This is a genomic window from Flavobacterium branchiophilum NBRC 15030 = ATCC 35035 (assembly GCF_002217205.1).
In the GTDB taxonomy this organism is placed as follows: domain Bacteria; phylum Bacteroidota; class Bacteroidia; order Flavobacteriales; family Flavobacteriaceae; genus Flavobacterium; species Flavobacterium branchiophilum.
Genome location: NZ_MUGT01000088.1, coordinates 1 through 26,564, shown reverse-complemented (window position 1 = coordinate 26,564; position 26,564 = coordinate 1). Strand labels below are relative to the sequence as shown.

Below are 26,564 nucleotides of genomic sequence, written 5' to 3'. Positions count from 1 at the left end.
TTATAGGTATATTTGGTATAAAATCCCAACAGGACAATCTTGCAAAACAAAAGCCACTTAAATTTTTCCCAAAATACGTTTTACAACTATCCGCAACTCCTAACAAGCAGCTTTCTCGACTACAAACCAAACACAAACGCTAACTTGCCTACACACAAGCTTTTACTAGACTTACACTTTTTTTACAAAAAAAACATACTATTTTGTAACATTTATTTCAAGACTTCGTATAATTAAGGAATTTGAACCTAAAATATTTTTTAGAAAGATAACACAGATTGTGAATAATTCAAAAAATAGAAATTCTTTATATAGAATAAAATTATTAAAATAAATAATTAGAATTATTATTGATTTCAAGAAAATATCTTATTCAAAAAAAATTAATTTTTAATTTATAAATAACATTAAAATGACATATTTTTTATCTAATTGGTGGGTCATCGTTTTGATACTTTCTATCGTGTTTTACAAATTTGTATTGCGTGTGTTTTTTGGTATGGTCATCGTTCCCGAAAACAGAATTGGATTAGTAACCAAAAAATTTGTTTTGTTTGGAGCAGAAAAATCATTGCCCGATGGCAGGATAATTGCAACAAAAGGCGAGGCAGGATTTCAGGCCAAAACACTGGCACCTGGTTTATATTGGATGATGTGGCCATGGCAATATGGTGTAGATATGACACCTTTTACAATTATTCCAGAGGGCAACATCGGATTGGTATTAAGTAAAGACGGTGCCGAAATACCAACAGGAAGGATTTTAGCTCAAAAAATTGATTCAGATAATTTTCAGGATGCCACCTTATTTTTAAACAACGGTGGACAAAAAGGCCGACAATCTGCTTTTATTACAACAGGATCTTATAGAATAAACACCTATTTATTTGAAGTAGTTTTAGCTCCACAAACCGTTATTTTTGAAAACATGGTAGGTATCGTAACCGCCATGGACGGAGAACCCATTCCAATTGGTCAAATTGCAGGTAAATATGTAGAAGGACATAACAATTTTCAGGATTTTGACCAGTTTTTAAAACATGGGGGCAACCGTGGATTGCAACCTCAAGTAATGTTGGCAGGATCATATTACATCAACACATGGGCTGTGCAAATAGAACAAAACCCAATGACCGATGTACCTATTGGCTATGTTGGGGTAGTCATTTCATACATTGGCGAAGACGGACAAGATGTTACAGGCGACACCTTTAAACACGGCAACATAGTTTCAAAAGGACAAAGAGGGGTTTGGATGGAGCCACTAGGACCAGGTAAATATGCTTTGAACAAATATACCACAAAACTCGAACCCGTGCCAACAACCAATTTGGTGCTAAACTGGGCCAATGCCCGCAGCGAATCGCACGATTTAGATAAAAATTTATCTACCATTACTGTGCGTTCAAAAGATGGTTTCCCATTCAATTTAGATGTTGCTCAAATAATTCATGTACCGGCAAATGAAGCTCCAAAAGTGATTGCACGATTTGGAAGCATGACCAATTTAGTATCTCAAGTTTTGGAACCAACCATTGGAAACTATTTCAGAAACTCGGCACAAGATTCAGATGTAATATCTTTCTTATCAACCCGAAAAGAAAGACAAGAATCTGCAAAAACACACATCAAAGCCGTTTTAGACGAGTATAATGTAAACGCTGTGGATACTTTAATTGGCGATATTGTGCCACCAGAATCGTTAATGAAAACATTAACCGATAGAAAAATTGCAGAAGAAGAGCAAAAAACCTATCAAACACAAAAAATGGCTCAAGAACAACGGCAAGGTGTAGAAAAAGAAACCGCCATTGCCGATATGCAAAGAGAAATTGTAAAAGCATCTCAAAGTGTTGAAATTGCACAACGTACTGCCGATGCCACTGTAAAAAAAGCCGAAGGTGATGCCACCAGTTTGAAATTAAACGTTAATGCCGAAGCCGAAGCCACAAAAATGCGGGCCAATGCCGAAGCCGAAGCTACAAAAGCTAGAGCAGGGGCACAAGCCGAAGCCACCCGATTGAATGCCAGCGCCGAGGCCGAAAAAATATCTAAAACAGGACTAGCCGAAGCCGAAAAAATTATGGCTATTGGTAAATCTACCGCAGAATCATATCAATTGCAAGTAGCGGCTATGGGTGGCGACAATTTTACAAAATATAAAATCACAGAAGAAATTGGCAAAGGCAACATAAAAGTTATTCCTGATGTATTAATTTCGGGTGCCAATGGTGCTGATGGCTCCATATCTGGTCTTTTAGGCATGAAATTGATGGAAATGATGGATAGCAAAAAAGACAAATAATCGTATTTTTTTAGTTTTTTGGTTTAAATTGGCTTGAATCAACTTTTTTCAAATTGACAAAAAAGTTGCTTTCAAGCCTTTTTTTTAAGAAAAATAAAAAAAATAAACACAAAAATTAGTCAAATTATTTATAAAAAACCATTTTATTATATTTTTTAAGTTAATTTTAACTTAAAATTTGGAAAATCAAAATAAATTTTATAATCTTTACACCATAATAAAACCACTAAAAGCCTATAGCAAAACATTACTTTATTTTATAGAAAATTTCTTAAAATTTTAATATTAATTAAAAAAAGTAATGTTATGGCAATTAATCAAACCTCCGATGCTTTATTGATAAAAAATTATGTAGCTGGTAATGAGCAAGCCTTGGCTACATTAATTGAACGACACCAATCCCGCATTTATGGATTTATCTATTCAAAAATTCCAGATAGAACAGTTTGCGATGATGTTTTTCAGGATACTTTTGTAAAAGTAATCAAAACTTTAAAATCAAAAACGTATAATGAAGAAGGCAAATTTTTGCCTTGGGTCATGCGGATTGCACATAATTTAGTGATTGATTATTTCAGACACAACAAAAAAATGCCTTTGTCCAGAGAAACAGATGAATTTCAAATATTTAATCTAATTACAGACAGTGCCTTAAATGTTGAAAATGAAATGATTAAAGAGCAAATTGATGTTGATTTAAGAAAAATAATTCAAGAATTGCCCGAGGATCAAAAGGAAGTTTTGCTGCTTCGCTACTATCAAGATATGAGTTTTCAAGAAATATCAGACCATACAGGTGTTAGTATCAATACAGCATTGGGCAGAATGCGTTATGCCATTTTGAAAATTAGAAAAATTATGGAAGAAAAACAAATAATTTTGACAAACTAACAATATTTTCAAAACATTAGCGTTAGTATAAAAACTAAAATAAACGCTAAATGGCAAAACTTTACACACCCAAAAAAGTTGTGGCAAAAGAAATGAAACCACCAAAAAAAACCATTGATTTTTTGCTCAATTATTCTAAAGCTTTAGAGGTTGTTACTGCAAAAGGTATTCAAATAGAAGTGATTAGAAACTAAATTGTATTGCAAAGAGCTATCAAAACCAATTTGATAGCTCTTTTTTTTTGCTTGATTATTCCATAAATTAATAATTGTTGAAAAAGAAATTTTGTGCTTGAAAATTATAAACCTAAAATGATTATTTTTGCAAACTAAAAAATATACATTATGGCTACAATTACACTTGGAGGAAATCTTATTAATATAAATGGCAATTTGCCAACAGTAGGTTCAAAAGCAATTGATTTTAAACTAATTAGCAATGATTTATCAGAGGTAAGTTTGTCTAATTTTGAAGGTCAAAAACTGGTTTTAAATATCTTTCCTAGTATCGATACGGGAACTTGTGCCACATCAGTTAGAAAATTTAATGCACAAGCCAGTCAATTGGAAAATACAAAAGTATTGTGTATTTCTAGAGATTTGCCTTTTGCCCAAAAACGTTTTTGTGGTGCGGAGGGGTTAGAAAACGTGCACAATTTATCTGATTTTAAAAATGGTGATTTTGGAAAAAATTATGGTTTAGAAATTGTAGATGGTCCATTAGCAGGATTACATTCCAGAGTAGTAATTGTTATAGACGAAAAAGGAACAATTGTATATACAGAACAAGTTCCAGAAATAGCAAACGAACCCAATTATGAAGCTGCTTTAAAAGTTCTTTAAGCAATGGAGTTTAAAAAAGATAATACTTTTTTTACGGGAAGGTTAAAAAGTATCAAATATGCCTTTGTAGGTATGTTCAAGTTAATTACAACCGAACACAGTGTAATGTCGCAATTTTCAATAGGAATTGTTATGACACTTGCAGGCTTTTATTTTGACATTTCCAAAACAGAATGGATGTTTCAAACGATGGCTATTGGATTGGTGTTGAGCATAGAAGGACTTAATACGGCCGTTGAAAAAATAGCCGATTTTATTCATCCAGAGTTTCATAGCCGAATTGGATTTATCAAAGATATTGCTGCGGGTGCTGTATTTTTTGCAGCTATGACAGCCATAGCCATAGGCATGTTTATCTATGTTCCAAGGTTCTTATAAGAGTTAAAAAAAGTAAATAATGGCAAAAAAAGCAAATAAAAAAAATTCCAACAACGAAAATGCTACACCAATACAAACCTCACCCCGACAAAAAAAAATGTTATGGGGTAGTTTTTTAGTATTGCTGTCGATAGCGTTGGGTATTGCTTTTGTGTCTTTTTTTATAAATGGACAAGCTGATCAAAGTGCTGTAGCCTTGGTATCAGATAGAAACGCAGCCGTTGAAAATTGGATTGGTAAACTAGGTGCCTTTATCGCAGATTTGTTTATTTTTAAAGGTTTTGGCATAGCATCATTTATATTTGTTAAACTTTTATTTACAACGGGTGCGTTTTTATTTTTAGATATTCCACTCAAAAAATTAAAAAACGTATGGTTTTGGGACATTTTTGCCATCATTATTTTGTCGATTGTTTTGGGTTTTTTTGCGGCTTCATTACCAGAACTAGGAGGCGCAGTTGGTTATGAAATGAACATGATATTGCAAGATTTTATTGGAAAAACGGGTACTTTTTTTGTTTTACTATTTACCATTTTACTATATCTTGTATTGAAATTGAAAATTTCGCCAGAAAAAATCACTTCATTTATTACCCAACAAAAAACGTCTATTGCCAATGAAATCAATCAGTCTCAAGCTGAAACGAGTACTTCAGGCAAATATAATTTAGAAGAATTTGCAGTAGATGATTTGGATGAGTCAGACAATTTTGCCTCCAAAAAATCGCAATTTGAAATCAATAAAGACGATTTGAAACCCACCATTTTAAATCCATCAGATTTGACAATTGGGGCAAACAAACAAACAAAACTCGAAATAACCAATTCAGAGTTAGAAATTAATATTCCTGTTGAAGAAGAATTTTTGATTGAAAAGGTGGCAGAGGAAACCATAATTGAAGAGAATTTGGCCTCAAAACTAGTGGCCGACTTTGGATTATTTGATCCTACTTTAGAATTATCCAATTTTAAATTTCCAAATTTAGATTTGTTGAAAGAACATTCATCAGGCGGTATAACAATCAATCAACAAGAATTAGAAGAAAACAAAAATAAAATTGTAGAAACCCTTCGCAATTATAAAATTGAAATTGCACAAATAAAGGCAACCGTTGGCCCTTCTGTAACGTTATATGAAATTGTACCTGAAGCGGGTATCCGTATTTCAAAAATAAAAAGTTTGGAAGATGATATAGCACTTTCTTTAGCTGCACTAGGTATTCGTATCATAGCCCCAATGCCTGGAAAAGGTACAATTGGAATTGAAGTGCCAAACAAGAATCCATCGGTAGTATCGATGCGAAGTGTTATTGGTTCTGCAAAATTTCAGGAAGCCGAAATGGAATTGCCTATTGCATTAGGCAAAACAATTTCAAACGAAACATTTGTTGTAGATTTAGCAAAAATGCCTCACTTATTGATGGCAGGAGCTACAGGACAGGGAAAATCTGTTGGTTTAAATGCGGTATTAACGTCGTTGTTGTATAAAAAACATCCAGCAGAAGTCAAATTTGTGTTGGTAGATCCAAAGAAAGTTGAATTAACTTTATTTAGTAAGATAGAGCGACATTATTTGGCCAAACTCCCTGATACAGAGGAAGCTATAATAACAGATAATGCCAAAGTTGTGGCTACATTGAACTCACTTTGTGTGGAAATGGACAACCGTTATTTGTTATTGAAAGATGCCATGGTACGAAATATTAAGGAATATAATGACAAATTTAAAGCTCGGAAGTTGAATCCAGAAGCAGGACACCAGTTTTTGCCTTATATCGTATTGGTAGTTGATGAATTTGCCGATTTGATCATGACGGCGGGCAAAGAAGTTGAGGTGCCCATTGCCAGATTGGCTCAATTGGCACGTGCCATTGGGATTCACTTGATTATTGCAACACAAAGACCATCGGTAAATGTCATTACGGGATTGATTAAAGCCAATTTTCCTGCTCGAATTGCTTTTAGAGTATCGTCAAAAATTGATTCTCGAACTATTTTAGATACCCAAGGAGCCGACCAGTTAATTGGTAGAGGAGATTTGTTATATACCAATGGTAACGATGTAGTGCGAGTGCAATGTGCCTTTATAGACACACCCGAAGTAGAAAAAATCACTGAATATATAGGGGCTCAAAAAGCATATCCAGATGCCTATTTGCTGCCAGAATTTGTTGGCGAAGAAGGAGCCTCAAAATTAGAGTTTGATATATCAGAACGAGATTCGATGTTTAGAGAAGCAGCCGAAATAATTGTTACCTCGCAACAAGGTTCGGCATCATTATTGCAAAGAAAATTAAAGCTAGGTTATAACAGAGCCGGACGATTGATAGATCAGCTAGAAGCTGCTGGAATAGTGGGCCCTTTTGAAGGTAGTAAAGCACGATCTGTAAATATTTTGGACATGACCGCATTAGATGAATTTTTTAAAAACGAACAAAATTAATTAAAAATGAAAAAAATCATTTCTGTTTTTTTATTAACAGTATGTAGTTTTGCAGCTCAGGCTCAAGACAAAAAAGCAAAAGAACTTTTAGATCAAGTTACCTCAAAAATCAAAACGTATAAAAATATTGTTATTGATTTTAAATATGTGTTGAATAATCAAAAAGAAAACATCAATCAAGAAAGCAAAGGCACTGTTATGATGCAAGGCAATCAATATGTATTGAATCTTATGGGAGTAACCAAAATATTTGATGGATCAAAAAGTTATACCATCAATCCAGAAGACGAAGAAGTAACAATTTCGAAAGTAAACGAAAAAGAAGACAATGCCATTACTCCTTCAAAAATGTTAACTTTTTTTAATACGGGTTACAAATACACCTGGGATATTGTTCAAAATGTAAAAGGACGCAAAATACAGTATATTAAATTGAACGCTAACAATCCAAAAGACCATAGAAAAGAAATATTATTGGGCATAGACATCCAAACTAAAAACATCTATAATTTGATCGAAGTTGGAAAAAATGGCACCAAAACCACATTAACTGTTAATTCTTTCAAAACAAATCAACCATTATCAAAAAATCAATTTACCTTTGTGGCTAGTAAATATAAAAATTACTATATAAACAAAATTGACTAAACACAAGCGTGAAAATATTAGATAAATACATATTAAAAACATTTGCATTTACTTTTTTTACAGTATTTGCTATATTAATCTTAATTTTTATACTCCAAACCGTTTGGCTTTTTATAGCTGATTTAGCAGGAAAAGATTTAGATACCGGATTGATTATTAAGTTTTTACTTCTTAAAATGCCTAGTCTTGTACCTTTAGCCTTGCCACTTTCGGTTTTGTTGGCATCTATCATGACTTTTGGAGATTTGTCCGAAAATTATGAACTAGCAGCCATGAAATCCTCTGGTATTTCTTTGAAAAGAGCCTTATATAGCAGTACCTTTTTTATACTATTATTGACAATTGCCACCTTTTTTTTTGCCAATAATATCATACCTTATGCAGATTTTAAATTTGTGAATTTTAGGAAAAATATAGCTCAAAAAAAACCAGCCTTAGCCATTGCCGAAGGTCAATTTAGCAATATTGGGCTCTATACCATTAAGGTTGAAAAAAAATTAGGCAAAGATGGCAATATTTTAAAAGGGGTAACGATACATCAAAAATCAGCCAATGGCGAAGGATTGCGAGTGGTAATTAAAGCAAAAGATGGCATTTTAGTGAGCAATGAAAAATCTAACTTGCTCAAACTAGAATTACATGATGGATATTATTATGAAGACATTGTTCCTACAAAATACGAAGACCGAAACAAAGTTCCATTTGCAAAAGCCAGTTTTAAAACTGATGTTATCAACATTGATTTGACCAAACTTGATAATGTCAATTTGAATGATGAAAGTGTGGTAAATTCAGATAACATGCTCAATGTTAGCGAATTAAAGTACACACTTGATTCATTAAATCAAAACTATAAAAAAGATGTAATCTCATTTACAGATAATATATACCAACGTACAGGAATTGTATTTTTGTCTAAAACAAATCCTTTGGTAACATCTGAAAAAAAAGCCATTTTAGATAACTTTAGCCCAACAGAACAAGCAGAAATTGTAAAAATAGCTTTAAATAATCTGACAAGCATCAATTTTTCTATTGATAGTTCAAAAAACGATTTAGAATACAAACAACGCAATATTAACAGCCATTTGATTTCATTATACGTCAAATTTGTGATTTCGTTTTCATGTATTTTGATGTTTTTTATAGGAGCTCCATTGGGTGCAATTATCCGAAAAGGCGGATTAGGCTTGCCAATAGTATTTGCAGTTTTAATATTTATCATTTTCCATTTTATAAATACTTTTGGCAAAAAAGTAGCCGAAGAAAACGGCATGACCCCATTTTTAGGCACTTGGATGTCCACAATGGTACTGTTGCCATTAGCTATTTTTCTGACCTATAAGGCTACGAATGATATGGGAGAAATCAAGATTTTTAATAAATTAAGTTTTATTTCAAATTTTTTCAAAAAAATAATACCATCAAAAAAACAAAAAAATGTCTGAATCAAACATTCAACTCAATACCATCGAAGAGGCCATTGAGGCCATTAGACAAGGAGAAATTATCATAGTAGTGGACGATGAAGATCGAGAAAACGAAGGCGATTTTTTGGCAGCCGCCGAAAAAGTAACGCCCGAAATGATTAATTTTATGGCTACTCACGGACGAGGTTTGATATGTGCCCCCTTAACTGAAAGTAGGTGTAAAGAATTGGATTTAAAACCCATGGTAGCTCACAACACCGACCACATGGAAACTGCCTTTACGGTTTCGATAGATTTGAAAGGGCATGGAGTAACTACAGGTATATCTGCTGCAGATAGAGCCAAAACCATTCTTTCTTTGGTTAATTCAAATACAAAACCTGCCGATTTGGCCAGACCTGGTCATATATTTCCATTAGTTGCCAAACAAGGTGGTGTTTTAAGACGAACAGGACACACCGAAGCTGCAATTGATTTTGCAAGACTAGCAGGATTGAAACCTGCAGGTGTAATTGTAGAAATCATGAACGAAGACGGTACAATGGCACGACTACCACAATTGGTAGAGGTAGCCAAAAAATTTCATTTGAAATTGGTATCTATCGAAGATTTGGTGGCTTATAGAATGTTGCACGATAGCTTAATTGTAAAAAAAGAAGATTTTGAAATAACTACAAAATTTGGTGTATTCCGATTAAGAGCCTATAAACAAACCACCAATCAACAAGTGCATTTGGCCTTGACAAAAGGGACTTGGAATATAGGCGACCCTATTTTGACCAGAATTAACTCTACTGCCGTAAATACAGACATTTTAGGTACTTTGACCAATGATGCCGATAAAAAATTAGATCATGTATTTCAATTAATTAATCAAACAGGAAAAGGAGCCGTATTATTTATCAACCAAGAAATTCAGTCGTCGGATTTATTGCATCGATTAACAGAACTTAAAGTTTTGCAAGCCTCTGGGGTATATCATGCACCTCAACTCAAGATGGATAAAAAAGATTTTGGCATTGGAGCTCAAATATTACATGATTTAGACCTTACAAACATTCGATTGATAACCAATACCGAACAAACCAAGCGAGTAGGGATGATAGGATATGGATTAGAAATATCAGAATATATTTCGTATTAAAAAAAATATTTTTTTATAACAATTTCATTTAAAGTAACTTATAAAATAATTGTAAAAAAAAATATTTTTTTTGCTAAAAAGTTTTTGAAAATCAAAAAAAGGTCTTATATTTGCACTCGCAATACGGAAGTAAAGCGAATCATATTGGAGAAATGGCAGAGTGGTCGATTGCGGCAGTCTTGAAAACTGTTGACTGTAACAGGTCCGGGGGTTCGAATCCCTCTTTCTCCGCAAATTTAAAAGCAACTATCTTATTATTAGGTAGTTGCTTTTTTTATTTAAGGTAATTTTATTGTTCTTGTATTTTATTACACTTATTTTTAGTGATTTATTTATAATAATGAATAAAAAAAATATTTACCTACTACGAAACAATTTTCACCTTTACGGAAATGAAATCCTAAAATCATAAGCTGCTCTGAAACCTATTATAAGATATGTTCAATTTAGTATCATTTGGTGTCAATTTAAAAAATTCGTTATGGAGTGTAATAAAACCTTATAAATAATAATTATTTTTGAATTATATGTACTACAATAGTATTAGAAATTGTTTTTTTAAAATAATTAGGTTTTTATAAGCTATTTTTTTTTTGTATTTTTACATTTTTGAATCAATAATAAAAACAAATGAATCAATCCGTACACAATAAATTAGTTTCTTTTATTTGGTCAATTGCAGACGACTGTTTGCGAGATATTTACGTTCGTGGAAAATATCGTGATGTAATTTTGCCAATGGTGGTTTTAAGAAGATTAGATGCTTTACTAGAACCTACTAAAGATGCCGTCATGGAAGAGTTAGCTTTTCAAAGAGATGAAGCAGGATTAACAGAATGGGAAGAAAACGGAATGTGTGCTGCTTCAGGTTATGTGTTCTATAATACAAGTGAATGGACTTTACAACGTTTACACGACACCGCAACCAATAGTCAACAATTGCTACAAGCTAATTTTGAAGATTATTTGAATGGTTTTAGTACCAACGTAAAAGAAATCATTGAAAAATTCAAATTGCGAAGCCAAATAAGACACATGGCTTCCAAAGATGTGTTATTAGATGTTTTAGAAAAATTTACTTCGCCTGATATTAATCTAACGCCTTTCGATAAAAACGATAGCAATGGAAGAAAATTACATGCACTTTCTAATTTAGGAATGGGCTATGTTTTTGAAGAATTAATCAGAAAGTTTAATGAAGATAATAATGAAGAAGCTGGAGAACACTTTACACCTCGTGAAGTAATCGACTTGATGACCCATATTATTTTTGACCCAATCAAAAACAATTTACCACCTGTAATGACCATTTATGATCCAGCTTGTGGTAGCGGCGGCATGTTGACAGAAGCACAAAATTTCATCAAAGATGAAGAAGGCGAAATAAGAGCTATAAATTCCGATGTGTATTTGTATGGTAAGGAAATCAATGATGAAACTTATGCGATATGCAAATCGGATATGATGATTAAAGGAAATAATCCTGAAAATATTCGTGTGGGTTCTACACTTTCTACTGATGAATTTGCGGGTACTACTTTTGACTTTATGCTATCTAATCCGCCGTATGGAAAATCGTGGGCGAGTGAGCAAAAATACATCAAAGATGGGAAAGATGTTATTGACACACGCTTTCAAATTCAATTAAAGAATTATTGGGATGTTTTAGAAGATGCTGATGCTATTCCACGTTCTTCAGATGGACAATTGTTATTTTTGATGGAAATGGTGAGCAAGATGAAACCACTTTCACAAAGTCCATCAGGAACACGTATTGCTTCAGTTCATAACGGAAGTAGTTTGTTTACTGGTGATGCAGGTGGTGGAGAAAGTAATATCCGTAGGTATATTATAGAAAACGATTGGTTGGAAGCCATCGTGCAAATGCCGAACAATTTATTTTACAATACAGGAATTACCACCTACATTTGGGTTTTAAGCAACAACAAAACGACTAACCGAAAAGGCAAAGTACAACTCATTGATGCAGGACAATTGTATAGAAAACTCCGTAAAAATTTAGGAAATAAAAACTGTGAATTTGCTCCCGAACATATTACTGAAATTGTAAAAACCTATACCGATTTAAAAGCCGTTGAACGATCTTCTGATGACAGTATCGCTTCAAAAGTTTTTGATAATACTGACTTTGGCTATCATAAAGTAACCATTGAACGTCCAAAACGATTGAACGCACAATTTACAACAGAAAAAATAGCTGAATTGCGTTTTGACAAAACCTTGAAAGAAGCCATGGTGTATGCTTATGAAATGTATGGCGAAAAAGTATATACCGAAATTACAAAACACGAAAAAGATCTGACTGATTGGGCTGAAAAACAAGAATTAAACCTCAATACCAAACAGTTAAAAGCCCTTTGCAGTGAAACACTTTGGAACAAACAATTGTTTTTATTAGAAAATGCACAAGTACTTCTTAACGAAATTGGAACCGATTTATTTACTGATTTTAATACCTTCAAAGACAAGGTTGATGAAGTTATAAAAGCCCAAAAACTGAAACTTTCTGCATCTGAAAAAAATGCAATCCTCAATGCTGTAAGTTGGTACGATGCCGATGCCGAAAAAGTAGTTAAAAGCACGGTAAAACTAACTGGCGACAAACTAGAAAAACTTCTAATTCATTTGAATTGTACAAGATTTGAATTGGCAGATTTTGGTTATTATTCTACTGATAACAAACATGAATACATCACCTACGAAACCGAAAGTGATTTGCGTGACACCGAAAATGTACCGCTCAAAGATGACATTCATATCTACTTTTTACGAGAAGTAAAACCACATGTAGCCGAAGCTTGGATTAACCTCGATGCTACTAAAATTGGTTATGAAATTAGCTTTAATAAATATTTTTACCAACACAAACCCTTGCGAAGCATTGAAGCAGTAACAGCTGATATATTAGCATTGGAAAAAGAAAGTGATGGATTGATAGCTGAAATTTTAAATTATTAACTGAATTCTTAAAAAAATGCTAGAAGAAGAAAATACTAATAAATTTTTAGAGAACATAAAACCTTTGGTGGAACAAATTGCACTGATTCATCACAAGGCTTATTATGAGTATAAACCGCAAGTTGAAACACTAATTTCTGCCGGAGTAAGTGATGATATTAGGATTCAACACCTTTTAGATTGTTTGCTTGACCACGCTTGCAATGATGAAGTTTTATTTTTATACAAAAAACTGTGTCGTTATTATTGGGATATAAATCCACAAGCAACAGTTGATTATGTTAACTATTATAGAGAAATATGGGACAATGAAGAGGATAATGAATTTAAAAACTAAATTAATTTAACAAGATGCCAAACACCTATTCACAACTTTATATTCAAGCAGTATTTGCTGTAAAATATCGAAATGCGCTTATTGATAAGTCATGGCGACAAAATTTGATGGCTGTCATAGGAAATTTAATTAACGAAACGGGATGCAAAACTATCATTGTAAACGGTGTTGAAGATCATGTACATTGTTTTTTTATTTTGCAACCAAAGCTATCTATTTCAGATGTAATGCAGAGCGTAAAAGCAAAATCATCTAAATGGGTTAACGAAAGTAAATTGATTCTCAATAGATTTGAATGGCAGAGAGGATTTGGAACTTTTAGTTATAGTAAATCTCATACAGATAATGTTTATAACTACATAGCCAACCAAGAAACTCACCATCAAAAGGAAACATTTAAAGAAGAATACACCAAATTATTAAAAGCATTTGAAGTGGAATATGATGAAGCTTATTATTTTGAGGATTTGATATGATTTTTTTTAATATTTTTAATATTTTTAATCCTTGGGTTGAAACCCAAGGCGATTATATCGGTCGTCCCGCTGGGACTTTTGGGGTTATCACAAGGATTACAAAGTCCCATAGGGACGACAGATATTATAACTTCGGGATTCATCCCGATGAAGTTAAAGAGAAACAAGCTATCAAAGTCCCATAGGGACGACCGATATCATAACTTCGGGATTCATCCCGATGAGATAAAAAAACATATAATGAAAAAATACAACAACTACAAAAACTGCGGTGTGGAATGGTTAGGAGAAATTCCTGAGCATTGGGAATTAACTCGATTAGGTACAAGATTTTTAGAAAGAAAAAGCAAAGTTTCGGATAAAGATTTCGAACCTTTGTCAGTTACAAAGAATGGAGTTTTTCCTCAATTAGCCAGTGCAGCTAAAAGTAATGATGGTGATAATAGAAAGCTAGTTAAAAAAGGTGATTTTGTGATTAATAGCCGTTCCGATCGAAAAGCCTCAAGTGGTATTTCTGACAGAGATGGCTCAGTTTCTTTAATTTACATAGTAATTGAACCAATAAATATTAATAGCACTTATTGCAATTATCTATTAAGAGGATATAATTTTGTAGAAGAATTTTACAGAATGGGACACGGAATCGTTGCTGATTTATGGACTACTCGTTATGATGAAATGAAATCAATAATGGTTGGAATTCCACCAATTTCAGAACAAACCGCCATAGCCCATTTCCTTGACGACAAAACCACCAAAATAGACCAAGCCATTGCCATCAAGCAACAACAAATAGACCTGCTCAAAGAACGTAGGCAAATATTGATTCACAAAGCCGTTACTAGAGGTTTAGATGATAAAGTAAAGTTGAAAAATAGTGGTGTAGAATGGATTGGTGAGATACCGGAGGGTTGGGAGGTGAAGAGGTTTAGAAATACTTTTAAACTCGGAAAAGGATTAACAATAACTAAAGAAAATTTAACAGACGAAGGTATATTCTGTGTTAATTATGGAGAAATACACTCAAAATTTAGGTTTGAAGTAAATCCGGAAATACATAAATTGAAATGTGTTCATCCTGATTACTTAAAAAATAATTCAAGTTCATTAATAAATAAAGGTGATTTTGTATTTGCGGATACTTCTGAAGATTTACAAGGTTCTGGAAATTTCACTTATTTAAATAGTAATAAGCAAGTATTTGCAGGATATCATACTGTAATTGCGAGACCAAATGAAGAAATTGTTTCTAGATTTATTGCTTATGAATTTGAATCACTTGTTTTCAGAAGTCAAATACAAGCAAAAGTAAAAGGTGTAAAAGTTTACAGCATAACTCAATCTATTTTAAAAGAATTATCAGTTTTAGTTCCGCCAAAAAATGAACAAATAGAAGTAGTAGGACATTTAGATAATTCTACAACCAAAATCGCCACCGCCATTTCGTTAAAAGAGCAAGAGATTGATAGGTTGAAAGAGTATAAAATGAGTTTGATAGATGGGGTTGTGAGTGGGAAGGTGAAAGTTTGTTAAGTAATTGGAATAGAATTAAAAAAAATGTATTTTTGCAAAAAAAAATATATAAAAAATAAACAATGTCATTAGAATTAAAAATAAATAATAATGAAGATGTTTTTTTATCACCAATAAAGAAATCTGAAATAGGAGATAAAATAAACATCTACGAATTAATTGATGATAAAAACAATAGTTGGATGACTGTAGAATTATTAAATAATTCATTCAAAATTATTAATAGAAATGAAGAAATATCTGATTCTGAAGAAATTTTAAAAATAAAACTTGATCAGCTAGTATTAGAAGTTATTGAGGCGGAACAATCTGGTACTGAAAATACAGAATCAACCTTAACGGAAGAGGCAAGCCCTTATGATCCAGATAAAATTAAAGTGCATCAAAAGCAATTCAATGTAAAATTAATTGCAGAAATGATAGATAACGAAGATATAGATTTTACACCAGATTTTCAAAGAAATTTTGTTTGGGATAGCCATCAAAAATCTAGGCTAATTGAATCCATATTGTTAAGAATTCCACTTCCAATGTTTTATTTAGCAGAAGATGAAGAAGGTAGAATAACTGTCGTTGATGGATTACAAAGGTTATCAACCATAAAAGATTTTATGGATAACAAATTCCCTTTAAAAGGATTGCAGTATTTAGGAGAAACATGTAATGGAAGATATTATTCTGATAAAAATAAAGATGGAACACCTAATGAGAAAAAAGGAATTGATGCAAAATATTTTAGATGGTTCAATATGACTCAGTTTTCTGTAAATGTTATTGACCCATCTTCTCCTGCTAAAGTTAAATATGATATTTTTAGAAGAATTAATACGCGTGGAAAACCACTTAATAACCAAGAAATAAGAAATTGTCTAGCAAGCAAATCTTTAAGAGAAACATTAAAAAATATGGTTAGTTTATCTGAATTTAAAAGTGCAACAGATGGCAGTATAAAACCTACTAGAATGGATGACCAAGAAATAGCACTGCGTTTTATTTTGTTTTCTAAAGATATTGAGTTAAATAATTACAATGGTTATATGGACTCATCTTTAGACGATATGACTGAAAGACTTGTAAAAATATCAAATGAAGACAGCGAAGATTATGTGAATTCGTTTTCAAATGCAATGCAAAATGCAGAATATTTGTTTGGTAGAAAGCATGCTTTCAGAAAAATAATGATTAAAGACCTTGAACCTAACGCATACAAACAACTATTAAATAAGGCACTTTTTGTTTGTTTATCTGTTTTGTTGTCAAAATATGAACCAAATAGAGTAAAAGAAAATAATTCTGAATTAGCACTTCTTAAACCATTAGCAATAAAAATTGGAGAAGATTTAAAGTTATTAAATTATTTGTCTTACGGAACTAATGGAAAGGCAAATTTACAATATGTATTTGAGGAAATTGGAAAATTAATAAATGAAAATTTAAAGTATTAATCATGCTAAATCTAGAAATTGAAAATTTTAAATGTTTTACTCATAAAACAATTCCAATCAATGGATTAACGATTCTTGCAGGTGCTAATGGAAATGGTAAAAGCACCGTTATCCAAGCTCTTTTATTTTTAAGAAGAACTATAGAACATTGTGCCAAATGGAATGAGGGCAAGTATTCATACTATGAAACGAATGGATTGAATGTTGAACTAAATGGTGCTTATTGCCTTTCATTAGGAAATAGTTTTCTAGTAACTCCTCGAAAAACTTCTCCCGAATTTATAGCAATAACTTTCAATTATCCTGATGAATATTTTCAAGTAGTTTATGAGATTGATGATAACATAAATTTGCACCTAAAACCAATTGAAGTAAAAAACACAATAAAAGAGAATGAATCAATATTTAAACAAGAGTTTTATTATTTAAATGCAGAACGAATTGGACCAAGGATAAGTCAAAGTATAAAATTTTATGATTTCCCTAATGCTGGTTTACAAGGTGAATATGTTGCTCAATTGATCTCTGATACTAGTTCTAATTATACTTTTGAAATTGAGGAAAGTAGAAAAAACAGTAACTCTAAAAGTCCTAGATTAGAACAACAAGTAAACGCTTGGCTAAACGAACTTATGCCAGGTGTTTCTGTAACAGCTTCATATAGTCCTGATACACATTCTGCACAAGTAAAAGTAGATAATTATTATACAAAAGGAGACCCAACTATCGCTACTAATATTGGTTTTGGTATAAGTTATGTATTACCAATATTAGTAACAGGACTAATTGCAAAAAAGGGTAGTTTCATGATTGTAGAAAATCCTGAGGCACATCTTCACCCTTCTGCACAATCAATAATCGGAGGGTTTCTCGCTATGGTGGCAAATTCCGGTGTTAATGTTATTGTAGAAACACATAGTGATCATTTTGTTAATGGTGTTCAAATAGCAACAGCTTTAAAAGAAATTGACAAAGATTTGGTTACAATTAACTATTTTAGCCAAGAAAATAATAAACAACCTAAAATAGAGTCAATTTCAATAAATGAAAAAGGAGAGCTATCTAGTTGGCCAAAAGGTTTTTTTGACCAAACACAAATTGATTTTGCACAACTTTTTAAAATTAGAAAGGGATGAGTAATTTTTTTTTGTTAAATGAAGCAATTGAATTGGAAAGATTTGATTTATTCCTAGATGGAATGTATTCACTTAATTCTATTGAGAAAAAAGAATTTCATCACTTTAGAAAACATTCATCGGTTTATGAATTAAAAAACTATGCAAAACTTTTTGAAAGTTATGGACAAATTGAACAACTCGCGGTTATTTTCATTGAACAACTTTCTACTTCTGAAAAATATATTAATTGTGAAGAGTCAGCAAAAGAATTTTGTGGTAATGAGGTTAATGGTTTTTTAGGAATTGATTTTTCAACAAATGAAATTGTTACAATTAAGCAAATCAGCAATAACGACGATTACAAAAATTGGATATATCATTATCTCAGTATTATTGATAAATTAAAAGAAATTGTACCTAATTATAAATTTTATTCAAGTTTTGAAAAAGAATTTAAAGATTTAAGTGTTGATGTGCAAAAGTCTATTATTGATTATTTCATAAAAGCCAAAGAGAGAAACTTAGTTTCGCCTTTTAGTCCAGACACAAAAATAATTAAGGATGTTACTCAGCCAAATTTTCAATATAAAATAATGGAATTAAGGGTTTATACTCCAGTTGCTTTAAGGGTTTATTTCAATGAATTAAATGGTTTTGTAAATTTAATAAGTATTGAGCAAAAGTCAAATGCAGATCAAAATGAAGACATAAAAAAAGCTCACTCAAAATATAAAAACATGTAAACCATGCCCACACAAACCAACGAAGCCGCCCTAGAAGCATCCATAGAAAAAAAACTAACAGGTTCTTGTCTTGAAGAATTAAAAAACGATAGTTCAAATACCGTTAATGAGCGAGTAGAACTATACCGCTCTGGCAAAGGCTATTATATGGGGCAATCTTCTGATTTTAATGCTAAATATGCTATTGATGAGGTGCGTTTTTGGCATTTTTTAGAAACGACCCAAAAAGAGGAACTGGATAAAATCCAAAAACAAAGCGACTGGAAACTCAAAATTCTAGACCGTTTGGATAGAATGATCAAAAAGTATGGCATTTTGCGTTTACTACGCAAAGGTTTGGAGGTTGATGATGCTCATTTTACATTGATGTATGTTTTGCCGTTAGCAAGTAGTAGTGCCGCTGCTAAAACAAATTTCGATAATAACGAGTTCAGCGTATCCAGGCAAATCAGGTATTCATTGCTAAATCCTCGTGAAGAAATTGACATGGTTGTTTTTGTAAATGGCTTGCCTATCGCTACTATGGAACTCAAAAACCATTGGACTGGGCAAAACGCCAAAGTGCATGGTCAAAATCAATACAAAACAAAAAGAGATATAACGCAACCCTTATTAAACTTTGGTCGTTGTGTAGTGCATTTTGCTGTGGATACCGATGAAGTGTATATGACAACGAAATTAGATGGTGCTAGTACTTTTTTCCTGCCATTCAATTTAGGACACAATTATGGCAAAGGCAATCCGCCCAATCCATTTGGTCACAAAACGGCTTACTTATGGGATGAGGTTTTAACTCGTGAAAGTTTGGCAAATATCATTCAGCATTTTGTACGTTTTGATGGCAAAGAAACCGATGTTTTGAGTAAAAAGAATTTGTTTTTTCCACGTTACCACCAAATGAATGTCGTGCGAAAACTAATTGCCGATGCCAGCAAAAATGGCGTTGGACAAACCTATTTAATTCAACATTCTGCGGGTTCTGGCAAATCAAATTCCATCACTTGGGCAGCCTACCAATTGATAGAAACCTATCCAGAAAGTGAAACTACACCAGGAAGTAGAGGCATAAACAATCCGTTATTTGATTCTGTTATTGTGGTTACAGATAGACGACTTTTAGACAAGCAACTTAGAGAAAACATCAAAGAATTTTCTGAAGTAAAAAACATAGTCGCTCCAGCTTATTCTTCCAAAGAACTCAAAGAAAATTTAGAAAGCGGGAAACGTATTATTATCACCACCATTCAAAAATTCCCATTTATTGTAGATGGAATTGCCGATTTAAGCGACAAACGTTTTGCAGTAATCATAGATGAAGCGCATAGTAGTCAAAGTGGTACTGCTGCCGATAATATGAACCGTGCTATGGGGAGTAATAGTGCTGAAGAAGACGAAGAAGACGCACAAGATAAGATTTTGGAAATCATGCGTTCTCGGAAAATGAGTAAGAATGCCTCTTATTTGGCATTTACAGCTACACCAAAATCAAATACATTAGAAAAATTTGGGGAGTTACAAGAAGACGGAAAATTCAAACCGTTCCATTTGTATTCCATGAAACAAGCCATTGAGGAAGGCTTTATTTTGGATGTTTTGGCAAATTATACTACCTACAAAAGCTATTATGAAATTGAAAAATCAATAGAAGAAAACCCTTTATTTGACACGAATAAAGCCCAAAAAAAGCTACGTGCTTTTGTGGAACAACATAAACAAACTATTGCAATTAAAGCAGATATTGCTGTTGATCATTTTATTACTAAGATTGTCAATACTAAAAAGCTAAAAGGCAAGGCGAAAGCCATGATGGTTACACAAAGTATTGAATCGGCTATAAAGTATTTCTTTGCTATACAAAAAATACTAAAAGAAAAAGGAGCACCTTTTAAAGCTGTAATTGCTTTTTCTGGAAAGAAAAAAATAGATGGTATCGAATATACGGAAGACAGCATCAATGGTTTTGCAGAAAAAGACACTAAAGAAAAGTTTGATAGCGACGATTATAAAATTTTAGTAGTGGCTAACAAATATCTCACGGGTTTTGATCAACCCAAATTAACAGCCATGTATGTGGATAAAAAATTGCAAGGTGTTTTAGCCGTGCAAGCCTTATCAAGATTAAATCGTGCAGCCGATAAATTAGGGAAGAAAACAGAAGATTTATTTGTATTGGACTTCTTTAATTCTACGGAAGACATGAAAGAGGCATTTGACCCATTTTATACTGCCACCTCGCTCAACAAAGCTACAGATGTTAATGTTTTACACGAAATAAAAGCCATTTTAGACGATGTTGGTGTTTACGAATGGTCAGAAGTAGAAGATTTTGTAGATAAATATTTCAAGAAAGTAGATGCACAACTCCTGAGTCCAATTATTGATGTAGCTGCCGACCGATTCAATTTTCAATTAGAATTAGAAGACAATGAAAAAGCCGATTTCAAAATCAAAGCCAAGCAATTTGTTAAGATTTATGGTCAAATGGCTTCCATATTGCCTTATGAAATAGTAAATTGGGAAAAACTATTTTGGTTTTTAAAATTCTTAATTCCAAAAATGATTATTGTTGATGGGGGTATTGATTTATTAGATGAACTATTAAATTCAGTCGATTTATCAACCTATGGTTTAGAAAGAGTAAAACTAAATTCCAGCATTGGTTTAGATGATTCCGAAACAGAATTGGATCCTCAAAACCCAAATCCTAGAGGAGCACACGGAACAGACAAAGAAGAAGATCCTTTGGATTTAATTATCAATAGTTTTAACGAACGATGGTTTCAAGGTTGGGAAGCAACTCCAGAGGAACAAAGAGTAAAATTTGTTACATTAGCCAAAAGCATAAAAGCTCATCCCGATTATTTAGAAAAATATTCTGAAAATACTGATGTTCAAAACAGAGAAATAGCATTTAGAAAAATATTCGATGAGGTTATGTCCCAACAACGAAAATTAGAACTCGATTTATACAAAAAAGTAACCCAAGACGATTCATTCAGAATTGCCATGCAAGATACTTTGAAAAGGATTTTGAGTGCTTAGTTCAGTATTGAAAAATGATATGTAAGTCATGTGTTTGGTATAATTCAAACCTAAAAAGTTATGAAATTTTATATGTAAATATGAAAAAAAAACCGATTTGTATTTTACAAATCGGTTTTTAATAAAACATAAAATAAGATTTAAAAAAGATTAAAGTTTGCCGTCTTTAATTTCATCTACAATTTCAGGATTTAATAATGTGGTAATATCACCAAAATTAGAGAAGTCGCCTTCGGCAATTTTTCTCAATATTCTCCGCATGATTTTACCAGAACGTGTTTTTGGTAATCCAGAAACGAATTGAATTTTATCCAATTTGGCAATAGGACCAATGTGGTCTGACACGTGTTGGTTGATTTCTTTGGCCAAATTATCTCGGTCTCTATTTTCGCCAGATTCTTTAAGTATTACATAACCATAAAGGGCGTTTCCTTTAATGTCGTGAGGGAAACCAACAATGGCAGACTCGGCCACTGCAGGATGTTCGTTGATGGCATCTTCGATAGGAGCAGTACCCAAGTTGTGTCCTGATACTATAACGACATCGTCCACACGACCAGTGATTCTATAATAGCCCACTTCATCTCTTAAAGCCCCATCACCTGTAAAATATTTGCCAGGAAAAGCACTAAAATAGGTTTCTTTATATCGTTGGTGGTCGCCCCAAATAGTACGGGCAATTCCAGGCCAAGGGAATTTGATACACAAGCTACCCGTTACTTGGTTGCCTTCTATTTCATTACGTTTTTCGTCCATCAATACGGGTTGAATACCAGGTAACGGCAACGAGGCATAAGTAGGTTTTGTAGGTGTAACAAAAGCCAAAGGTGCAATCATAATACCTCCTGTTTCGGTTTGCCACCAAGTGTCCACTACAGGGCATTTTTTGCCACCCACATGGTCGTTGTACCAATGCCAAGCTTCTTCATTAATTGGTTCGCCCACAGATCCAATTACTTTTAAGGATGCTAGAGGGAATTTTTGTACATAATCCAAACTTTCTTTGGCTAAAGCACGAATGGCAGTTGGAGCAGTATAAAATTGTGTAACTTTGTGTTTTTCAATTACTTCCCAAAAACGGCTGAAATCAGGGTAAGAAGGTACTCCTTCAAAAATTACCGTGGTAGCTCCGTTTAACAATGGCCCGTAAAGGATGTAAGAGTGTCCTGTAATCCATCCAATATCGGCAGTACACCAAAAAATATCATCGTCTTCATATTTGAAAACATTTTTAAATGTATATGCTGAATAAACCATATAGCCAGCAGTTGTGTGTACCATTCCTTTTGGTTTTCCTGTAGAACCAGAGGTATAAAGGATAAACAATGGGTCTTCTGCGTCCATAATTTCGGCCACGTTATTGTCCATTGCAGCTTCCAAAAGTGGCTCTACCCATTGGTCTCTGCCTTCTTTCATGTTTACAGCAGTATGGGTTCTTTTGCAAACCAATACTTTTTCAACACTTGGACAACTGTTTAGGGCTTCATCTACAATACCTTTCAAATCAATAGATTTGTTGCCTCTGTATCCACCATCTGATGTAATGACCATTTTACATTCGCTGTCCATAATTCTTGATGCTACTGCCGAAGAAGAAAATCCAGCAAATACCACAGAATGAATAGCTCCAATTCTGGCACAAGCCAATACAGATACGGCTAATTCAGGAATCATTGGCAAATAAATACAAACTCTATCGCCTTTTTTGATGCCTTGTTCACGCAATACATTGGCCATTTTAGATACTTTTACATACAATTCGTTGTATGAAATGTGTTGAGCGGCTTCGTCTGGATTGTTTGGTTCAAATATAATGGCAGTTTTATCGCCTCTTTTGGCTAAATGTCTGTCAATACAGTTTTTTACGATGTTTACTTTAGCACCTTTAAACCATTCGATTTTGGCTTCGGCCATATCAAATTCCATTACTTTGTCGCATTGTTGGTACCAAGTAAAGTTTTCTTCGGCAATTTTGCCCCAAAATTTTCTTGGTTCTCTAATAGATTTGTTATAATGCTTGAAATATTGTTCTAAATTATCAATTGTATAGTAACTCATTTTTAAAATATTTATTTGATGTGTAAAATTAATGTATTATTTGAAAAATCCAATTTTATTTTTTTGTAAAACTGCTTTTATTTCATCAATAATAGCAGGATCGTCTATTGTAGAAGGTACCTGAACATTTTCGCCATCGGCAATGCCTCTCATGAGTTTTCTCAATATTTTTCCAGATCGTGTTTTAGGCAATCTGTCCACAATTACAACATTGCGAAGCGAAGCAACTGCCCCAATTTGGTTTCGTACCAATTTTACTACTTCTTGTTCTAATTGAAAATGTTCGATAACTTCGCCATGTTTGGTTACTACAAGAGCCAGCGGATTTTGTCCTTTTAATTCGTCGTTTATACCAATCACAGCACACTCTGCAACCGATGGATGAGCAGCCACAGCCTCTTCCATATCGGCAGTAGAAAGGCGGTGTCCCGCTACGTTTATCACGTCATCTACACGACCTGTAATATAAATATACCCCTCTTCGTCTTTAAATCCACCATCGCCAGAGAAGTAGTAACCAGGGAAAATACTTAAATAACCATCTACAAAACGGCCATTATCTTTCCATAAATCCAATAAAGCTCCAGGAGGCAAAGGCAGTTTTAGGACCACAAATCCTTCTTGATTTGGACCTAATTCGTCGCCACTTTCGCTAAAAATTCTAATGTCATATCCAGGAACAGCTTTTCCAACAGAGCCTGGTTTTATAGGTAAATATTCAACCCCCATTAAATTTGCAATCATGGGCCATCCAGATTCTGTTTGCCACCAATGGTCAATAGCAGGAACCGGAATGTGTTGTTGGTACCATTCTAAAGTGGCTACATCACATCGTTCGCCAGCTAAAAACTGGGTTCTCAATGAACTTAAATCAAATTTCTTGATAAATTCGCCATTAGGATCTTCTTTTTTGATGGCACGAATAGCAGTTGGTGCCGTAAACATGGTGCTTACTTGATGCTCTTCGATGATTCTCCAAAAAGTTGAAGCATCTGGAGTTTTGATGGGTTTTCCTTCAAAAATAATGGTAGTATTTCTATTAATTAATGGCCCATATACAATATAGCTATGCCCCACAACCCAGCCTACATCCGAGGCCGCCCAAAATACTTCATCGGGTTTTGAGTTATAAATTTTTTCCATCGAAAATTTAAGAGCTGTGGCATATCCACCAGTATCTCTTACAATTCCTTTTGGTTTTCCTGTAGTTCCAGAGGTGTATAATACATACAATGGATGGCTTGCCGCTACGGGTACACAAGGGGTTTCTTCTGAGCCATAAACCAAGGCATCATAATCAACATCATATTTTTTGAAAGGAATTTTGGCTCCTAATTTTCTATTCAATATCACTACTTTTTTAGGTTTGTGAGATGCCAATTCAATTGCTTCGTCCACCAAAGGTTTGTAGGCAATTAGTCTTTCGATTTCAATTCCAGACGATGCAGTAATGATGCCTCGAGGCTTGCAATCGTCTATTCTAACGGCCAATTCATGTGGAGCAAAACCTCCAAAAACTACAGAGTGCGTAACCCCAATTCTTGCACAAGCCAGCATAGCAAAAGCAGCTTGAGGAATCATTGGCATATATATAACAGCAGTATCTCCTTTTTTAAATCCTAAAGAAAGTAAACCGCCAGCAAGTTTGGCAACTTCAGATTTTACTTCGGAAAAAGTATATTTTTTGATGGTTTGCGTAACGGGTGAATCATAAATAATGGCAGTTTGATCTCCATATCCGTCTTGAATATGCTTGTCGATGGCCAAATAACAAACATTCAGTTCACCATCTTCAAACCAAAGGGGGTACCCATTGTCGTCTTTAGATAAAATAGTGCTTGGTTTGTTAAACCATTCAATATTGTCCGATTGCACTTTCCAAAAAATTTCTGGATTGTCAACACTTTCAGAATAGAAATTTTTGTAATTCATTTTTTTGTTTTAATTTTTGTTGTTTGTTTATTAATTTAATAGAAATTGTACTTGTTCTACTAACTTTTTTATAGAAAAAGGTTTAAGCATATATAAATTAGCACCTAATGATAGTCCTTTTTCAATATCTTTTTCTTTATTTTTGGCAGTTAGAAATATGACTTTGCAATTTTCTAAACTTTTATTTTTTTTAATTTGTTCCAATGTTGCATATCCATCAACCATAGGCATCATGATGTCGAGAATGATGAGGTCTGGAAGCTGATTTTCTAATAAATCTAAGGCTTCCTGTCCATCTCTGGCAATAAATACTTCAAAATTATTTTTTTTGAAAGTATATTCAAGCGACATGATGATGTTGGGTTCGTCATCAACGATTAATATTTTTTTCATGTTTTATTTTTTTCTAAAGTGATATAATTGGGCAATGTAAATGAAAAAGTAACACCTCCAGTTTCATTGTTTTCGGCCCAAATTTTTCCTTTATGATGTTCAATAATTTGTTTACAAATGGCTAAACCCAACCCACTTCCAATGGGTTTTTTGACATTTTGATTTCGAGCCTGATAAAATTTATCAAAAATGGCCTCAAAATCTTCTGGATTAATTGGTTTTCCATTGTTATATATTTGTATTTCTATATGATCTTTTTTTTCTTTGATGCTGATGATAATCATTCCAAATGTGGGCGAACAAAATTTAATTGCATTAGATAATAAATTGTTGACCACTTGTATTATGCGTTCTTCATCATAAAAAGCTTTTATTTCATGGTTTTCATCATTAAAATGAACACTTATATTTTTATCGAGTTATTTAC

Annotated in this window: 21 protein-coding genes and 1 tRNA gene; 18 read left to right on the top strand and 4 right to left on the bottom strand. The window is 33.1% G+C overall.

Annotation, left to right across the window (positions count from 1 at the left end; all coding sequences use genetic code 11):
• The first annotated feature begins 412 nt into the window (after positions 1 to 412).
• The 18 genes from B0A58_RS10645 to B0A58_RS10560 all read left to right on the top strand — a co-directional run bounded on the left by B0A58_RS10645 (position 413) and on the right by B0A58_RS10560 (position 21,754).
• Positions 413 to 2,305, top strand: coding sequence for an SPFH domain-containing protein (locus B0A58_RS10645; RefSeq protein ID WP_089081044.1), 1,893 nt, complete (start codon positions 413 to 415; stop codon positions 2,303 to 2,305).
• Between the two features lie 306 nt (positions 2,306 to 2,611).
• Complete coding sequence (locus B0A58_RS10640) at positions 2,612 to 3,196, top strand: RNA polymerase sigma factor (protein ID WP_089081043.1); 585 nt, start codon at positions 2,612 to 2,614, stop codon at positions 3,194 to 3,196.
• A gap of 50 nt (positions 3,197 to 3,246) precedes the next feature.
• Positions 3,247 to 3,390, top strand: a complete 144-nt coding sequence (locus B0A58_RS16455) for a hypothetical protein (RefSeq protein WP_165766325.1) — start codon at positions 3,247 to 3,249, stop codon at positions 3,388 to 3,390.
• Between the two features lie 150 nt (positions 3,391 to 3,540).
• Positions 3,541 to 4,038: a thiol peroxidase gene (gene tpx, locus B0A58_RS10635; protein WP_089081042.1), complete on the top strand. Its 498-nt coding sequence runs from the start codon at positions 3,541 to 3,543 to the stop codon at positions 4,036 to 4,038.
• Between the two features lie 3 nt (positions 4,039 to 4,041).
• Positions 4,042 to 4,416, top strand: a complete 375-nt coding sequence (locus tag B0A58_RS10630) for a diacylglycerol kinase family protein (protein ID WP_089081041.1) — start codon at positions 4,042 to 4,044, stop codon at positions 4,414 to 4,416.
• A gap of 19 nt (positions 4,417 to 4,435) precedes the next feature.
• On the top strand, positions 4,436 to 6,859 hold the full coding sequence (locus B0A58_RS10625; RefSeq protein WP_089081040.1) for a DNA translocase FtsK: 2,424 nt from the start codon (positions 4,436 to 4,438) through the stop codon (positions 6,857 to 6,859).
• Positions 6,860 to 6,865: 6 nt separating this feature from the next.
• Positions 6,866 to 7,507 (top strand): LolA family protein, encoded by a 642-nt coding sequence (locus B0A58_RS10620; protein WP_089081039.1) that lies wholly within the window; start codon positions 6,866 to 6,868, stop codon positions 7,505 to 7,507.
• Between the two features lie 8 nt (positions 7,508 to 7,515).
• Positions 7,516 to 8,955 (top strand): LptF/LptG family permease, encoded by a 1,440-nt coding sequence (locus tag B0A58_RS10615; RefSeq protein ID WP_089081038.1) that lies wholly within the window; start codon positions 7,516 to 7,518, stop codon positions 8,953 to 8,955.
• Positions 8,948 to 10,081, top strand: coding sequence for a 3,4-dihydroxy-2-butanone-4-phosphate synthase (gene ribB, locus B0A58_RS10610; protein WP_089081037.1), 1,134 nt, complete (start codon positions 8,948 to 8,950; stop codon positions 10,079 to 10,081). The genes B0A58_RS10615 and ribB overlap by 8 nt, the downstream gene beginning before the upstream one ends.
• Positions 10,082 to 10,227: 146 nt before the next feature.
• Positions 10,228 to 10,312 (top strand) — tRNA-Ser (locus tag B0A58_RS10605).
• A gap of 399 nt (positions 10,313 to 10,711) precedes the next feature.
• Positions 10,712 to 13,060 (top strand): type I restriction-modification system subunit M, encoded by a 2,349-nt coding sequence (locus B0A58_RS10600; RefSeq protein WP_089081036.1) that lies wholly within the window; start codon positions 10,712 to 10,714, stop codon positions 13,058 to 13,060.
• 16 nt (positions 13,061 to 13,076) lie between these two features.
• Positions 13,077 to 13,397: a hypothetical protein gene (locus tag B0A58_RS16650; protein WP_185740253.1), complete on the top strand. Its 321-nt coding sequence runs from the start codon at positions 13,077 to 13,079 to the stop codon at positions 13,395 to 13,397.
• 14 nt (positions 13,398 to 13,411) lie between these two features.
• Positions 13,412 to 13,873 carry an IS200/IS605 family transposase gene (gene tnpA / locus B0A58_RS10590; RefSeq protein ID WP_089081035.1) on the top strand — a complete coding sequence of 154 codons (462 nt, stop codon included), beginning with the start codon at positions 13,412 to 13,414 and terminating at the stop codon, positions 13,871 to 13,873.
• Positions 13,874 to 14,113: 240 nt separating this feature from the next.
• Positions 14,114 to 15,406 (top strand): restriction endonuclease subunit S, encoded by a 1,293-nt coding sequence (locus B0A58_RS10580; protein WP_089081033.1) that lies wholly within the window; start codon positions 14,114 to 14,116, stop codon positions 15,404 to 15,406.
• A gap of 62 nt (positions 15,407 to 15,468) precedes the next feature.
• Positions 15,469 to 16,851, top strand: a complete 1,383-nt coding sequence (locus B0A58_RS10575; protein WP_089081032.1) for a DUF262 domain-containing protein — start codon at positions 15,469 to 15,471, stop codon at positions 16,849 to 16,851.
• 2 nt (positions 16,852 to 16,853) lie between these two features.
• Positions 16,854 to 17,987: an AAA family ATPase gene (locus B0A58_RS10570; protein ID WP_089081031.1), complete on the top strand. Its 1,134-nt coding sequence runs from the start codon at positions 16,854 to 16,856 to the stop codon at positions 17,985 to 17,987.
• Complete coding sequence (locus B0A58_RS10565; RefSeq protein ID WP_089081030.1) at positions 17,984 to 18,712, top strand: hypothetical protein; 729 nt, start codon at positions 17,984 to 17,986, stop codon at positions 18,710 to 18,712. Before B0A58_RS10570 ends, B0A58_RS10565 begins: the two co-directional genes overlap by 4 nt.
• 3 nt (positions 18,713 to 18,715) lie before the next feature.
• Positions 18,716 to 21,754: a type I restriction endonuclease subunit R gene (locus tag B0A58_RS10560; protein WP_089081029.1), complete on the top strand. Its 3,039-nt coding sequence runs from the start codon at positions 18,716 to 18,718 to the stop codon at positions 21,752 to 21,754.
• A 150-nt stretch (positions 21,755 to 21,904) separates the two neighbouring features.
• On the opposite strand, the gene acs is transcribed toward B0A58_RS10560, so the two are convergent.
• The 4 genes from acs to B0A58_RS10540 are packed head-to-tail and all read right to left on the bottom strand — an operon-like array spanning position 21,905 to position 26,484.
• Positions 21,905 to 23,812, bottom strand: coding sequence for an acetate--CoA ligase (acs, locus tag B0A58_RS10555; protein WP_014084315.1), 1,908 nt, complete (start codon positions 23,810 to 23,812; stop codon positions 21,905 to 21,907).
• A gap of 36 nt (positions 23,813 to 23,848) precedes the next feature.
• Positions 23,849 to 25,744 (bottom strand): acetate--CoA ligase, encoded by a 1,896-nt coding sequence (locus tag B0A58_RS10550; protein ID WP_089081028.1) that lies wholly within the window; start codon positions 25,742 to 25,744, stop codon positions 23,849 to 23,851.
• Between the two features lie 30 nt (positions 25,745 to 25,774).
• Positions 25,775 to 26,137 carry a response regulator transcription factor gene (locus B0A58_RS10545; RefSeq protein WP_014084313.1) on the bottom strand — a complete coding sequence of 121 codons (363 nt, stop codon included), beginning with the start codon at positions 26,135 to 26,137 and terminating at the stop codon, positions 25,775 to 25,777.
• Positions 26,134 to 26,484 carry a sensor histidine kinase gene (locus B0A58_RS10540; protein ID WP_260439162.1) on the bottom strand — a complete coding sequence of 117 codons (351 nt, stop codon included), beginning with the start codon at positions 26,482 to 26,484 and terminating at the stop codon, positions 26,134 to 26,136. Before B0A58_RS10540 ends, B0A58_RS10545 begins: the two co-directional genes overlap by 4 nt.
• Between the last annotated feature and the right edge of the window lie 80 nt (positions 26,485 to 26,564).

Excerpts from the sequence above, each read along its gene's own strand:
- B0A58_RS10550 (WP_089081028.1), bottom strand. The coding sequence starts at position 25,744 with ATGAATTACAAAAATTTCTATTCTGAAAGTGTTGACAATCCAGAAATT.
- B0A58_RS16650 (WP_185740253.1), top strand. The coding sequence starts at position 13,077 with ATGCTAGAAGAAGAAAATACTAATAAATTTTTAGAGAACATAAAACCT.
- acs (WP_014084315.1), bottom strand. The coding sequence starts at position 23,812 with ATGAGTTACTATACAATTGATAATTTAGAACAATATTTCAAGCATTAT.
- ribB (WP_089081037.1), top strand. The coding sequence starts at position 8,948 with ATGTCTGAATCAAACATTCAACTCAATACCATCGAAGAGGCCATTGAG.
- B0A58_RS10570 (WP_089081031.1), top strand. The coding sequence starts at position 16,854 with ATGCTAAATCTAGAAATTGAAAATTTTAAATGTTTTACTCATAAAACA.
- B0A58_RS16455 (WP_165766325.1), top strand. The coding sequence starts at position 3,247 with ATGGCAAAACTTTACACACCCAAAAAAGTTGTGGCAAAAGAAATGAAA.
- B0A58_RS10600 (WP_089081036.1), top strand. The coding sequence starts at position 10,712 with ATGAATCAATCCGTACACAATAAATTAGTTTCTTTTATTTGGTCAATT.
- tnpA (WP_089081035.1), top strand. The coding sequence starts at position 13,412 with ATGCCAAACACCTATTCACAACTTTATATTCAAGCAGTATTTGCTGTA.
- B0A58_RS10565 (WP_089081030.1), top strand. The coding sequence starts at position 17,984 with ATGAGTAATTTTTTTTTGTTAAATGAAGCAATTGAATTGGAAAGATTT.
- B0A58_RS10560 (WP_089081029.1), top strand. The coding sequence starts at position 18,716 with ATGCCCACACAAACCAACGAAGCCGCCCTAGAAGCATCCATAGAAAAA.
- B0A58_RS10640 (WP_089081043.1), top strand. The coding sequence starts at position 2,612 with ATGGCAATTAATCAAACCTCCGATGCTTTATTGATAAAAAATTATGTA.
- B0A58_RS10580 (WP_089081033.1), top strand. The coding sequence starts at position 14,114 with ATGAAAAAATACAACAACTACAAAAACTGCGGTGTGGAATGGTTAGGA.
- B0A58_RS10645 (WP_089081044.1), top strand. The coding sequence starts at position 413 with ATGACATATTTTTTATCTAATTGGTGGGTCATCGTTTTGATACTTTCT.
- B0A58_RS10575 (WP_089081032.1), top strand. The coding sequence starts at position 15,469 with ATGTCATTAGAATTAAAAATAAATAATAATGAAGATGTTTTTTTATCA.
- B0A58_RS10620 (WP_089081039.1), top strand. The coding sequence starts at position 6,866 with ATGAAAAAAATCATTTCTGTTTTTTTATTAACAGTATGTAGTTTTGCA.
- B0A58_RS10545 (WP_014084313.1), bottom strand. The coding sequence starts at position 26,137 with ATGAAAAAAATATTAATCGTTGATGACGAACCCAACATCATCATGTCG.
- B0A58_RS10625 (WP_089081040.1), top strand. The coding sequence starts at position 4,436 with ATGGCAAAAAAAGCAAATAAAAAAAATTCCAACAACGAAAATGCTACA.
- B0A58_RS10630 (WP_089081041.1), top strand. The coding sequence starts at position 4,042 with ATGGAGTTTAAAAAAGATAATACTTTTTTTACGGGAAGGTTAAAAAGT.
- tpx (WP_089081042.1), top strand. The coding sequence starts at position 3,541 with ATGGCTACAATTACACTTGGAGGAAATCTTATTAATATAAATGGCAAT.